The following is a 13,645-nucleotide window of genomic DNA, read 5'->3' as shown; positions in this document are numbered from 1 at the left end:
GATATTCGATACGCTTGCCGAGAACCACGGTCTGCCGTTGGGTGAAGAATTTCAGAAACGCTACTTTCGGTACAAGGAGATCTGGGCTTCCTGGCGCCCTCGGGACGAGAACTCCGAGATCGTAGGCGAATTCAGGTTGTGTCATGTGATGCGCGCGGTGACACAGAACCACATGGATGACGTCTGGGACGGCGACGACGCCTCACAGCGTGCGCTCTACGGCGAGTTGCGGGTCTTCGACGACACACCCCGCACAGGAACGGGCCGTATGGCCGCCCTGCGTGCGGTACCCGGCGCGACGGACCCGGAGATCTACTTCTACGACCTGCGCGACGGCGTCATGCGGATGGAACTGGACTACCCGGGATATCTGGACACGCTGCTCATCACCAAGGGAGTGATCGGCTGGCAGTACCTGTACTGCCGGCCGGAACTCTGCGGTATGGGCTTCGTACCTCTCGTGAAGGGGCTCCAGGAAATGCTGGAGACGTTCCCCGCGCTCTTCCCCGACCACGACTACACGGACCTGCGGGCCCGACTCCAGGAGCGCCTGTGACCCGCTACGCCGACATCCCCAAACCCATCCGGTCCGGAATAGTCGTCCTCGACCCCGACCGCGGCACCCCCCAGCGCGTCATCGTGCTCCAGTTCAACCCCGACACCCTGGAGCGCAGCCTCAGTCCCCAGTCGGCCGGAGGCAGTGGGGACTCGGGCGGCGGGGGGAGCGGGTCCGGGGACCGGAACGAGGCGCTGCGGCTCAAAGGGCCCGCCCAGGAGACCTGGAAGTTCACCGCAGAGATCGACGCGACCGATCAGTTCGAGGTCGCCGCCCCCGACGGCATCCACCCCCAGCTCGCCACGCTCGAAATGCTCGTGCAGCCCACGACCCAGCAGATACGCGACGCGACCCGCCTCTCGCAGAAGGGGGCCATCGAAATCAGCCCGATCGAAATGCCGTTGACCCTTTTCACCTGGGGCAGCAAACGCATCATGCCCGTGCGGATCACCGAACTGTCCATCAACGAGTCGGCGTTCGACGTGAACCTCAACCCGATCCGCGCCTCGCTCAGCATCGGACTGAAGGTCCTCACCGTCAGCGACCTGCCCGCCGGACACAAGGGCGCCGACCTCTACATGGCCCACCTCGCCCAGAAGGAACGCCTCGCCGCGGCAGCCCGCCGCGGCAACCTGGGCGGACTCGGCAGCCTCGGCGGACTCGGCTTCACGAGCGCCGCCACGGGTGCAAGCACCGGCGCAGGCACAGGTACCGGCACCGGCACCGGCACCGGCGTCACCCTGACCGGAAGGGGCTGAGGCAGCGGCCATGGCAGACATCGAGCCCTACGAGAACGCCCTGGACGCCATCCCCGGCGCCCACCCCTACCCCCGCTCCAGCCGCTACCACGACGCCGAGATCGGCATCCACCGCCGACCCGACGGCACCGAAGTCCGTTACACCAAGCGCCGGTTGCTGCCCCCGCTCGACCAGGCCGATCAGCTCGACCCGCCCGGCGACGAGGGCCGGCACCACACCGTCGGCAGCGGCGACCGCCCCGACCTCCTCGGGCAGCGCTACTTCGGCGACCCCGCCCAGTGGTGGCGGATCGCCGACGCCAACCCGGTGCTCGACCCGCGGGAGCTGACCGACGAGGCAGGCAAGGTCATCGGGATACCGCTCCCCGGCGGCCCCGGCGGCGGGGGAGCGCGGCGTGTTTGACGTCCCCGTGGGCCAGGGCCCCGTACACATCACCCTCCGCATGGGACCGAAACTCACCCGCCCCGTCCCCGCCGAGGTCACCGAAGCACTGCTGTCCGCGCAGATCACCGCCACCGCGGGCGAACGCGGCGGCTTCCAGCTCGCCTTCGACCTCACCAAGAACGGGATCATCAACCGCGCCCTGCTCCCGGAGGGCTTCTTCGACCCGAAGACCCGGATCATCGTCACGGTCACCGTCAAGGGCACCTCCGACGTGCTCCTCGACGGCCTGATCGTGCGCCAGGAGGTCGGCGCCAGCAACCAGCCGGGCCACTCCACGCTCACCGTCACCGGCGAGGACCTGTCGCTGCTGATGGACCTGGAGGAACGGACCGACCGCTACCCCAACCTCCCGCCCTCCGACCGCGTCCTCGCGATCCTGCGCCGCTACTCCGACTACGGCATCCGGCCCGACGTCTACAAGGAGAAGGTGAGCCAGCCCCCGCACCAGGACCTGCGCGTCCACTACCAGACCGGCACCGACCTCCAGTACGTCACCGAGCTGGCCCGCGCCAACGGCTACACCTTCTACCTGGAACCCGGCCCCACCCCCGGGCAGTCGTCCGCCCGCTGGGGCCCCGAGATCCGCCTCGGCGTCCGCCAGCACGCCCTCAACGTCAACATGGACAACAACTCCACCGTCGACCAGCTGACGTTCGCGTACGACGGGACCGCGCGCGAGGAGCCGCAGGCCCGCTGGCAGGACCCGGGGACCAGGGTGTCCACCCTGCTGCCGCAGCCGCCCATCAGCCCCCTGCGCCCGCCGCTCGGCAAACGCCCCACCCCCGCCCTCAAACGCAGAACGCTCTCCGGCACCGCCAAGCAGCAGCGCGAACAGGCCGAGGCCGAACTGCTCGCCAGGGCCGCCGTGTCCGCCGACGTCATCTCGGGCTCAGGGTCGCTCGACGTCAACCGGCACGGCTACATCCTCCAGCCCCGTCAGCTGGTCGGCGTGCGCGGCGCGGGACGGGCGTACGACGGCGACTACTACGTCAAGTCCGTCACGCACACCCTGCGACCGGGCTCGTACCAGCAGAACTTCACCGTCTCGCGGGAGGGGCTTGAGGCGCGCAGCGCCTACGTCAGGCCCTGACCCACCGCGAGGCGACCCGCGACACCCGACAGAGCAGGAGCAGTTCAGCATGGCGGCAACCGGCAATCGCTACCTCGGCAAGTTCCGCGGCCGGGTGGTGGACAACGACGACCCGTTGCGGATCGGGCGCGTCAGGGCCGAGGTCCCTGACGTCCTGGGCGACGAGCCGTCGACCTGGGCGCTGCCCTGCCTGCCCTTCACCGGGCCTGAGTCGGGACAGTTCACGGTGCCGCCGCCCGACGCCGGCGTCTGGGTGGAGTTCGAGCAGGGCGATCCCAGCTTCCCCATCTGGACGGGGTGCTGGTACGGGACCGCCGAGGAACTGCCGCCCGACGCGCGCCGCGAGCTGCAGGCCAACTCGCCGAACAAGCCCGTGGTCGTGCAGACACCTCTCGCGCACAAGCTCGTGATGAGCGACACCGCCGGTGCCGAGCAGGGGATTCTGCTCCAGGCCCAGGGCGGCGCGTACATCCGTATCACCCAGGACGCCGTGGTCATCGCGACCGGCGCGGGCGCCGAGGTCGTTCTGCGCGGCAAGGAAGTGACGATCAACGAGGGCCAGCTGACCGTGCTCTCGAAGCGATAGGAAGACGGGGGAACCATCACGTGTCCAGAGCGACAGGGGCGTCCGGGGGCCTGCTCGGCGCAGGCGCCCTGATCAGCTGCCCGCACGGCGGGCGCGCCACCACCACCACATCCGGCTCCACCGTGCTGATGGACGGGCAACCCGTCGCCACGGCCGCCCACGCGTACGTCGTCACCGGCTGCCCGCACACCGTCGACGGCGTGCCCGAGCCGTGTGTCTCCGTCGGCTGGACGGCCGGGAGCACCGGGGTCACGGCCGGCGGCTCGCCCGTCCTGCTCGACATCTCCGCTGCCGAGTGCTTCACGGCCGCGTTCGTCCCGCAGGGGCCGCCCGTCGTCCAGGCCGACCGGCGAAAGGTGACCGTCCGATGAGTCCACGCACCCGCTCCCGCAGCGACATCGCGTTCCCCTTCAGGGCCGACCGCCGGGGCCGTACCGCGCACGCGCGCCACGACGAGCACGTCCGCGACCTGATCGAACAGGTGCTGTTCACCAGCCCCGGCGAACGGGTGATGCGCCCCGACTTCGGCTGCGGACTGCTCGACCTGGTGTTCGCGCCCAGCAGCCCCGAACTCACCAGCACCCTCGAACTGTCCGTGCAGGCCTCCCTGCAGCGCTGGCTCGGCGACCTCGTCGAGATCGAGGCCCTGGACGTGGTGGGCGAGGACGACACGATCCGGGTCCACCTCTCCTACGCCGTGCGCTCCACCGGGACGCGCCGCGACGACGTCTTCGAAGGGAGGGCCGCGGCATGACGGCCTCCGGCACGACCCGCGGCACGACCACCTCCCGGCGGGCGAAGGCGAGGGCCGCCCAGCTCAACGGGGTCGACGCGGTCGAGGTGAGCGACGACGGGCTCACCCTCACCGTCACCTTCCTCGGCAAGGCCCCGCACGGCCTGTGCGCCGAGAACGTACGCATCGAGGGCGGCCGGCGCGTCGACGGCCTCACCGGTATCACCGTCGTCGACATCGGCGTCGAGCGCGAGGAGGACCCCGAACTCGACGACCGGCTGTACGTCACCCTCGACCGGGCCGGCGACTCCTCCCGCTACCGGCTCTCCCTGGTGGAGACCGACCCGTACGGGCGCCCCGGCACCGAGCCGTACCGCGGCTTCGACCAGCGCTACCACAGCGCCACCTTCACCTTCCGGCCCGACCGCCCGACCCCCTTCGACTGCAATCACGAGCACGGGCACGGGTACGAGCCTTCTGCGGCGATCCAGGCGTTCCCCGAAGCGCCCGTCGTCGACTACACCGCCCGCGACTACGACACCATCCGCAAGCTGCTCCTCGACCGGCTCACCCTCACCACGCCCGACTGGATCGAGCGCAACCCCGCCGACCTCGGTACGACGCTGGTCGAGATGCTCGCTTACACCGGCGACCAGATCAGCCATCACCAGGACGCGGTCGCCACGGAGGCCTACCTCGACACCGCGCGCCGCCGCGTCTCGGTCCGCCGGCACGTGCGGCTCATCGACTACGCGATGCACGACGGCTGCAACGCCCGCGCCCACGTCACCGTGCAGAGCGCCGGCGACCACACGCTGCCGCCGGGCACGTACCGCTTCGCCTCCGTCGACGTACGCTCCCTCGACCCGCACGACCGTCCGGCACCCGGCACGGTCATCGGTGACGGGGACCTCGCCGACCTCGACGAGCGCGGGTCCGTGGAGGTCTTCGAACCGGTCGTGGCCGCCGACCCGCTGGAGCTGCGGTCCGCCCACAACACGATCCGGCTGTGGACCTGGGGCGGTGAGGTGCGCTCCCTCCCCAGGGGCGCCACGGCCGCGACCCTGCGCGACGAGTGGCGCGACACGGAGACCTGCGAGGAACGCCGACTCGCGCTGCGGGCAGGGGACTTGCTGGTCCTGGAGGAGGTGAAGGGGCCGCGCACCGGCACCCCCGGCGACGCCGACCCCACCCACCGGCAGGTGGTCCGGCTGACCTCCGTCACCCCGGCCGTCGACCGGATCGAGGACCAGCCGGTCCTGGAGGTCACCTGGTCCGCCGAGGACGCGCTGCGCTTCCCGCTGTGCCTCACCACACACGCCGGACGAGGCTGCGAGCGAAGCGAGACGTGGGTACCCCCGGCCGGAGGCTGGGGGACCGTCGAGGACGTGACGATCGCCCGCGGCAACGTCGTCCTCGTCGACCACGGCCGCTCGCTGAACCCGCGCGGCGAAGGCCTCCCGGAGACGGTGACCGTACCGCCGGGGCCCGCCGTCGTCGGCTCCTGCGGCACACCGGCCTTCGGCTGCGCCGACCGCGACGAGGGCAACGCCCCCGCCCGGCTCGTCAACTCCCTCACCGACAAGGGGGAGCGCGGCGAGCCGCTGACCGCCGCCGACCTCCACGAGCTGTTCGCCGTGGTGGGCGAGGACGCGACCGTACGCGCCGGACTCGGCCTGGAACTCACCGGGCGGCGCCCCGGCCGCAAGGGGACGGGCAGCGAGGGGCGGGTCGTGCCTGGCACGGCGTACGCCCAGGCCGCGGCGCTGCGGACGCTGCTCGCCCAGTCCGTGTACCCGGGCATCGCACCCCGCTTCCGGCCCGTGCTCGGCCGCTCACCCGTGACCCAGGCCGTGCCGTTCCCGGACCCCGGGGCCGTCGCCGGCGGCCAGGCCGAACGGATCGCCGCCATCCCGGCACGTGTCGAGCAGCGGCTCACCGAGCTGTGGCGCAGCGCGCGCGACCGCGACGGGCTCGGCGAACAGGAGATCGCCGAACTCACCGTGCTCTACGGCCTGAAGGTCCTGGAGCGCCTCGAACTGCGCCGCCACCCGGTCCGCGCCCTGCGTGAACTCCTGTTCCGCAGCGACCGGTTGCTCCACGCCAAGCTCCGGCGCGTCGAGGTGCTCACGGCGCGGGCCCGCGCGGGCACGGTCCTCGACGAACACATCGCCTGGGAGATCGCGCACAGTTGGGGCCCCGCGTATGCAGAGGGCCTGCACCCGGGTGAACAGGCCCTGCGCGGCCCCGCCGCGGCGGCACTCCGGCACGACCCACGCCATGCCCTGCCCGCCGTCCGACTCCACGAGGCCCATCACTTCCATCACGGCCATCCCGGCCATCCCGGCCACGACGGCGACCACGGCCACGACGGCCACCACGGCGAAGTGATCTGGGAACCCCGCCGCGACCTCCTCGACAGCACCCCCCGCGACCGCCACTTCGTCGGCGAGTTGCAGGACGACGGACGCCTCGCCCTCCGCTTCGGCGACGGCCGGCACGCCGCGCGGCCCACCCCCGGCACCCGCCTCGAACTCCGCTACCGGCTCGGCGGCGGCACCGCCGGCAACGTGGGCGCCGAGGCCATCAACCACCTCGTGCTCACCGCCGACTGCGAGCGCCCGCCCGTGGCCGGCGTACGCAACCCGCTGCCCGCCGCCGGCGGCACGGAACCCGAACCCGTCGAGCAGGTACGCCAGTCGGCCCCGCTCGACCTGCGCCGCACCAGGCTGCGCGCCGTCACCGCGGACGACTACGCGGCCCTCGCCGCCGCGCTCCCCGGCGTCCAGCGGGCCGCCGCCACGCTGCGCTGGACCGGCAGCGGCCAGGAGGCCCACATCGCCGTGGACGCGTACGGCACCGGGGACCCCTCACCGAGGCTGCTCGCCGAGGTGACCCAGGCCCTGGAGGCGTACCGCCGTATCGGCCACGACCTCGTCGTCGGCGCCGCCCGGCCCGTGCCGCTCGACATCGCGCTGCGGGTCTGCGCCGTCCCGGGCCACCAGCACGGGCAGATCCTGGCCGAGCTGTACCGCGTACTCGGCCGGGGCCGTCTGCCCGGCGGGCGGCTCGGCTTCTTCCACCCGGACGCGCTCACCTTCGGCGAACCGGTCCGGCTCAGCCGCCTGGTCGCCGTCGCGGCGGCGGTGCCGGGCGTGGAGAGCGTCCAGGTCACCCGGCTGCGAAGGCAGTTCCACGAGGACCGGGGAGAGAGGGAGGACGGCGTGCTGCGGCTCGGCCCGCTGGAGATCGCCACCTGCGACAACGACCCCGACCGGCCGGAGAACGGCCGGCTGACGATATCCCTCGGAGGTGCCCGATGAGCGACGACGACTGCACCTGCGGCGGTGCGTGCGGCGGTGGACCCGGGTCCGGCGCCGGGGGCGCCTGCGCAGGCCACGACGAACGCCTCGCCCCCGCCCCGCTCCACAACCCTCCCGGGCGTACCGCCCTCGCCTACCGCGTCGGCGACCACGGCTCCTTCCTGGCCGCCCTGCTCGACCGGCTCGCCTCACCCGCGTATCCGGCGCTGCGGGGGCTGACGGTCCGTACCCCGGACGACCCGGCGATCGGCCTGCTCGACGCCACCGCCGTCCTGGGCGACCTGCTCACCTTCCACTCCGAGCGGATCGCCGACGAGGCCTATCTGCGCACCGCCGGCGAACACCGTTCCCTGGTGCTGCTCGGCCGCCTCGTCGGCCACCGGCCGCGTCCGGGCGTCGCCGCCGCCACCCATCTCGCGTACACCCTCGAACGGGACCCGCGCGCCGAGACCCTGCCCGTCGTCATCCCGCGGGGCGCGCGCAGCCACAGCGTGCCCGCGTCCGCCGACGAACAGTCGCAGACCTTCGAGACGAGCCGCGACCTGACGGCCCGCTGGGACTGGAACGAGCTGAAGGTCAGGCGCCGCCGACCCTCCCTCGTCACCCCCGAGGACCTGGAACGCCGCTCCACGCTGTTCGTCGAGGGCACGGCAAACTCCCTCGCCGTCGGCGACCCGTTGCTCTTCGTCTTCGGCGAACAGGCGGGAGCGCAAAGGCTGTTGCTGCCCGTGGCGAGCGTTCGTGTCGACCGGGACGACGAGATCACCGCGATCGGGCTGCCCGTCTCGGCCCCGCCCACCTTCCGGGAACTCGTCGACGAGGTACGGCGCTGGACCACCGAGCCCGCGGCCCCCGGTGAGCCCGGCGACGAACCGCCCACACCCGAGGTGCCCAACCCGCGCCCGGTCAGTCGGCTGATCGACGACCTCGACGACCAGGTTCTCACCCCGCTGCGCGCGGACCTGGACGGCATCGGCACACCGGAGAGCCTCGCGGCCCGCCTCGCCGAGCCCGTCGCGCGCCTCGGCGAGGCCCAGGTCCTCGCGACCCCGTACGAGGACGTGGCGGCCTGGTTCGAGCAGCTGGAAGCGGTTCTCGCCGAACTGGCCGAGCGGGCAATGGAGTTGGCGCCCGCCCAGCCGGTACCTCCGGGGGAGGGCGAGCCGGAGGGCGCCACGGCGGCAGTGACGCGGAGCGCGTCGGCGGCCCGGAGTGCGCCGGTGAACCTGAGCGCGCGGACGTCCGCGTCGGCGGCGGGCCGTCACGAGGCCGCCCTCCAAGCCCTCGGCGCCGTCCTGCCCGCGCTCCGAGGCAAGGCACCGGCGCCCACCGCGCGAGCGACCCGCCCCCGTCGTCCCGGCGCGGACACCGCCCGCCTGCTCTCGGTCCTCGACCCGGGGCTGACCGGCCTCTACCCGGCCTGGCGCACGGCCGCCGCCCCCGGCACCCCACCGCTCCTGCGCGAACTGCTCGCCCTGCGCCTCACCACCGCGCCCTTCGGTGCCATGGCCCCGCTCAAGCCCGTCCAGGACGACCGGGGCCGGGTCATCCGCACCGCGGACTGGCCCCTCACCGGCGCCTCGCTGGTCAGCATGCGCGTCGTGTTCGACACGGCGGGCAAGGCCCCGGTGCGGGCGGAGTTCCAGTACGTCGAGGGCAGCAGCTCCGACCAGCGCGCGGAGAACCTCCCCCTCGCCGTGCCGGTCACCTTCCGCCTCGGCACGGGCGAGGTGGGCCTGTCCACCACCGCGGGCCAGGACCGGGAGCCGAACCGGCCCACCGGGCGGCCCACCGACTCCCAGGAGCCCGGCGTCACCGCGGTCCTGCGCGCGGGCCTGCCCGAACGCACCCTGTTCGTGTCGCGCCCCGACGCCGACGGCGTGGTCCGCGTGGGCATCCACAACGGCACCACCGAAGAGGTCACCCTCAGGCCCGGCGTCCCGGAGCAGTTCACGCACGGCGAGTACGAGGTGAGCCTCACGTACACCGTGGGCAGTGCCGCCCCGAACGTCGAGGTGGTCGTCGCCTCGAAACCCGCGCCCGCCAACCGTCGTCTGCTCCAGCTGGACTCGGTGCGCGACGGCATCACGGTCGGCAGCTGGGTGGCGGTCCAGCGCCCCACCAAGGGGGCCGAGGGCGGCATCCCGGGCGACCCGGCCCTCGCGTACGTCACCACGAAGGTCGTGTCGGCGCGGACGGCCGCGTACACCAACTACGGGATCACCGGCCGGGGCACCGAACTCGTGCTGGCCGACCCGTGGCTGGACGAGTTCGACGTCCTGCTCTCGCACATCCGCGACACCACCGTGCACGCGCAGGGCGAACCGCTGCGCCTCGCCGACGAACCGCTCGGCGAGGACGTGCACGGCAACGAGATCGAACTCGCCGAGCTGTACGACGGGTTGCGGCCCGGTCGCACCCTGATCGTCGACGGGGAGCGCAGCGACCTGCCGGGCGCCACCGCCGTACGGGCCACCGAGGTCGTCACCGTCGCCGCCGCCGAACCGGCGATCGACCCGCGGCTGCCCGGCGACCACGTCCACACCGAGCTGACGTTCACCACGGACCTCGCGTACCGCTACCGGCGGGACACTGTGCGCGTCCTCGGCAACGTGGTCGAGGCGACGCACGGCGAGTCCCGCGACGAGGCGATCGGCAGCGGCGACCCGGACCGCGCCAACCAGACGTTCGCGCTCTGGCAGTCGCCCCTCACCTGGCTCGCCGACGACAACCCGCTCGGCGCCACGCCCGTCCTGGAGATCAGAGCCGACGGCGTGCTCTGGCACGAGGTCGACAGCCTCGCGGGGCGCGGCCCGCGCGACCGCGTGTACATCACCGGCAGCACCGCCGACGGCCGGACCACCGTGACCTTCGGCGACGGCGTGCACGGCGCCCGGCTGCCCGGCGGTCACGAGAACATCCACGCCCGTTACCGCTTCGGCACGGGCCGGGCCGCCAACGTCGCCGCGGGCCGCGTCACCCAGGCCCTCACCCGGCCGCTGGGCGTCTCCGCGGTCACCAACCCACGCCCGGCCACCGGCGGGGCGGACGCGGACGGGCCCGCCCTGACGCGCCGCACGATCCCGCTCGCCGTCTCGGCCCTCGACCGTCTGGTGTCGGAGGCCGACTACGAGGACTTCGCCCGCTCCCGGGCCGGCGTCGGCCGGGCCGCCGCACGTGAACTCTTCGACGGACGGCGGCGCGTGCTGCACGTGACGGTCGCCGGCACGGACGACGTGCCGATCGCAGGACCCGGAGCCGGAGCCGGAGCCGGAGCCGGAGCCGGATCGGGCGACGGCAGCGACTCACCGCTCCTGAGGTCCCTGCGCGCCGCCCTCACCGAGTACGGCGACCCGAACCTCCCGGTCCGCGTGGACGCCCGCGAACTCGTCGCGCTCCTCGTGTCCGCGAAGGTGAAGGTGTCACCGGACCACTCCTGGCAGCTCGTCGAACCCCGTCTGCGCCAGGCACTTCTGCGCGAACTCGGCTTCGAGGGGCGCGAGTTGGGGCAGCCGGCCCGCCTCTCCGACATCCTGGCCACGGCCCACCGGGTCCCCGGCGTCGACTACGTGGACGTCGACGTCTTCACGGGGGTCGCGGCCTCCACGACCGCCGGTGAACTCACGCGGCTCCTCGCCGACCCCGGCCTGCCGAAGTCGTCGGTCCCGGCGCGCGGAGCCACATACGACGAGAAGACCCACACCGTCCGCAGGAAGGACGGCGAGACGCTGTCGGAGATCTGCGCCCGGTACGGCGTCCCGCTCGCCGGACTCCTGCGCCTCAACCCCGACATCACCGACACCCGCCACCTGGCGAAGGGCCGCTCGGTGTACGTCTTCCGCGGCATCCGCCCCGCGCAGCTCGCCCTGCTGTCACCGAGGGCCGCGGACACCCTGATTCTGACGGAGGTCAACTGATGTCCAGGGAACCGGACGGACTCGCCGAGCTGCTTCCCCAGTGGCACCGGCTGCGCGACGCCCAGGAGGGCGAACCCCTGCGCGCGCTGCTCGCCGTCATGGCCGAACAGCTCGACCTCGTACGCGAAGGGGTCGAGCAGGGTTACGAGGACCTGTTCGTCGAGACGGCGGCCCCCTGGGTGCTGCCGTACCTCGGCGACCTCGTCGGCTACCGCACGCTGCCGGGATATGAGCGGGTCCTCACCACCGGGCTGCGCGGCGGGAGTTCGGCCGCGCTCACCGAGGCCGTCGCGCCCCGCGCCGACGTCGCCGCCACGGTCGCGAACCGCCGCCGCAAGGGCACCCTCCACCTCCTCGAAGAACTCTCCGCGAACGTGGCGGGCTGGCCCGCACGCGCCGTCGAACTCTCCCGCCACCTCTCCCACCAGCAGCCCGTGAAGCTGTACGGAACCGGAGAAGCCGGGGGAACCGATGCGGCGGGGCGCGGCACACGCGGACGGCTCGCCGACCTCCGGAACGGCTCCGCGCTCGACCTGGCGGGCGGCCCCTTCGGTGAGGTGGCCCGTTCGGCCGATGTCCGCAGGGCCGACTCCCGCCACCGGCAAGGGGGTTGGACCCCGGCGGGCGTCGGACTGTACGTCTGGCGACTCAAGGCGCACTCGCTGACCTCGTCACCCGCGTACTGCGTCGACCGCGCCCGCAACCTCTACACCTTCTCCATCCTCGGCAACGACACCCCACTCGTCACCAAGCCCGTCCCGGAGCCCTCGCCCCACCACATCGCGGAGATCGACAACGTCCCCGCCTTCATCCGCCGCCGCCGACTCCACGACCGGCTCGCCGACCTCTACGGGCCCGGCAAGAGCTTCGTCATCCGGCGCGACGGCGAGGACCGGCCCGTACCGCCGTCCGACCTCGTGGTCGCGGACCTGTCGGACTGGCGCTACCGCCCGAAGCGCGGCCAGGTCGCGGTCGACCCGGAGCTGGGCCGGATCGCCTTCGGCGCACGGACCGCGCCCCGTAAGGGCGTCTGGGTCGACTACCACCACGCGTCCGGCGCCGACCTGGGCGGCGGCGAGTACGTACGCGACCGCGAGCCGCGCCCGGACGCCACCGTGTTCCGGGTCGGCCCCGGCCAGGCCCACCGGCAGATCATGGACGCCTACCGGGCCTGGCAGCACGACCGCCGGGCGGGCCGCTGCGGCCCCGAGGGCATCATCGAGATCACGCACAGCGGCGCCTACCAGGAGCAATTGGACTTCGACCTCGACCCGGGCGACCGGCTCGAACTGCGGGCCGCCGAGGGCACCCGCCCGGTGATCCGGCTGCTCGACTGGTACAGCAACCGCCCCGACGCCCTCAACATCCGTGCCGTCTCCGACGACTGCGCGCCCGGCGAGCGGCCCCGGATCGTGCTCGACGGGCTCCTCGTCACCGGCCGCGGCATCAACGTCACCGGCCCGATGGGCGCCGTGGTCGTACGCCACTGCACGCTCGTGCCCGGCTGGTCCCTGGAGCCGGAGTGCGACCCGCACTCCCCGGAGGAACCGAGCATCGTCCTGGAACGCACCACCGCGTGCCTCCAGATCGAGCACAGCATCCTCGGCACCATCGAGGTCATCGGCGACGAGGTCTCCGAGGAACCCCTCGACATCCACCTGCGCGACAGCGTCCTGGACGCCACCGCCGACGACCGCGAGGCACTCTCCGCCCCCGACTGCCGGCACGCCCACGCCGTCCTGCACCTGCACCGCACCACCGTGATCGGCGAGATCCACACGCACGCGGTCCGCATCGCCGAGAACTCGCTCTTCACCGGCCGCCTCCACGTGGCCCGCCGGGGCATCGGCTGCCTGCGCTTCTCGTACGTGCCCACCGGCTCCCGTACACCCCCCAGGTACCGCTGCCTTCCGGACCTGGCAGGTGAGGCGGGCCCCGACCGGGCCTCCCGCGTACGGCCGCGCTTCACGTCCACGCGCTACGGGACGCCCTGGTACGGCCTGTTGGCCGACCGGGTCGCGGAGGAGATCCGGCGCGGCGCGGAGGACGGGGCCGAACTGGGCGCCTTCCACGACCTGTACCGGCCCCAGCGCGAGGACAACCTGCGGGCCCGGCTCGCGGAGTACACGCCCGCGGGAACGGACGCCGGGATCTTCTTCGTGACGTAGCCCGCGCCCGAGGCGGCCCGCCCGCCCCACAACTCTCCGACCTCGCACCTTCCCGACCAGGGGGACACC

At 73.0% G+C, this 13,645-nt stretch carries 10 protein-coding genes; all 10 read left to right on the top strand.

All coding sequences use genetic code 11. The features are described from left to right. Positions 1 to 157 precede the first annotated feature (157 nt). Genes C6Y14_RS44335 through C6Y14_RS35845 form a run of 10 tightly spaced genes read left to right on the top strand, consistent with a single transcriptional unit; the run spans position 158 to position 13,576 of the window. Positions 158 to 556 (top strand): hypothetical protein, encoded by a 399-nt coding sequence (locus tag C6Y14_RS44335; protein ID WP_213084360.1) that lies wholly within the window; start codon positions 158 to 160, stop codon positions 554 to 556. Next, complete coding sequence (locus C6Y14_RS35885) at positions 553 to 1,314, top strand: hypothetical protein (protein ID WP_225891451.1); 762 nt, start codon at positions 553 to 555, stop codon at positions 1,312 to 1,314. The genes C6Y14_RS44335 and C6Y14_RS35885 overlap by 4 nt, the downstream gene beginning before the upstream one ends. A gap of 10 nt (positions 1,315 to 1,324) precedes the next feature. Continuing rightward, the gene (locus C6Y14_RS35880; RefSeq protein ID WP_107021075.1) at positions 1,325 to 1,717 is read left to right on the top strand and encodes a hypothetical protein; all 393 of its coding nucleotides are present in this window, start codon (positions 1,325 to 1,327) and stop codon (positions 1,715 to 1,717) included. Then, positions 1,710 to 2,849, top strand: coding sequence for a hypothetical protein (locus C6Y14_RS35875; protein ID WP_107021074.1), 1,140 nt, complete (start codon positions 1,710 to 1,712; stop codon positions 2,847 to 2,849). Before C6Y14_RS35880 ends, C6Y14_RS35875 begins: the two co-directional genes overlap by 8 nt. A gap of 49 nt (positions 2,850 to 2,898) precedes the next feature. Beyond that, positions 2,899 to 3,435 (top strand): phage baseplate assembly protein V, encoded by a 537-nt coding sequence (locus C6Y14_RS35870; RefSeq protein WP_107021073.1) that lies wholly within the window; start codon positions 2,899 to 2,901, stop codon positions 3,433 to 3,435. A 20-nt stretch (positions 3,436 to 3,455) separates the two neighbouring features. Then, positions 3,456 to 3,806, top strand: coding sequence for a hypothetical protein (locus C6Y14_RS35865; RefSeq protein ID WP_107021072.1), 351 nt, complete (start codon positions 3,456 to 3,458; stop codon positions 3,804 to 3,806). After that, on the top strand, positions 3,803 to 4,189 hold the full coding sequence (locus C6Y14_RS35860; RefSeq protein WP_107021071.1) for a GPW/gp25 family protein: 387 nt from the start codon (positions 3,803 to 3,805) through the stop codon (positions 4,187 to 4,189). Before C6Y14_RS35865 ends, C6Y14_RS35860 begins: the two co-directional genes overlap by 4 nt. Continuing rightward, entirely contained in the window at positions 4,186 to 7,491 is a 3,306-nt protein-coding gene (locus C6Y14_RS35855) for a putative baseplate assembly protein (protein WP_107021070.1), read from the top strand. Before C6Y14_RS35860 ends, C6Y14_RS35855 begins: the two co-directional genes overlap by 4 nt. Next, entirely contained in the window at positions 7,488 to 11,408 is a 3,921-nt protein-coding gene (locus tag C6Y14_RS35850) for a putative baseplate assembly protein (RefSeq protein WP_107021069.1), read from the top strand. Before C6Y14_RS35855 ends, C6Y14_RS35850 begins: the two co-directional genes overlap by 4 nt. Beyond that, entirely contained in the window at positions 11,408 to 13,576 is a 2,169-nt protein-coding gene (locus C6Y14_RS35845; RefSeq protein ID WP_107021068.1) for a hypothetical protein, read from the top strand. The genes C6Y14_RS35850 and C6Y14_RS35845 overlap by 1 nt, the downstream gene beginning before the upstream one ends. Positions 13,577 to 13,645 lie beyond the last annotated feature (69 nt).

The organism is Streptomyces dioscori (assembly GCF_003024195.1).
In the GTDB taxonomy this organism is placed as follows: Bacteria; Actinomycetota; Actinomycetes; order Streptomycetales; family Streptomycetaceae; genus Streptomyces; species Streptomyces dioscori.
The sequence above is the reverse complement of the archived record's forward strand: the minus strand, read 5'-3'. Positions and strand labels throughout refer to the sequence as shown.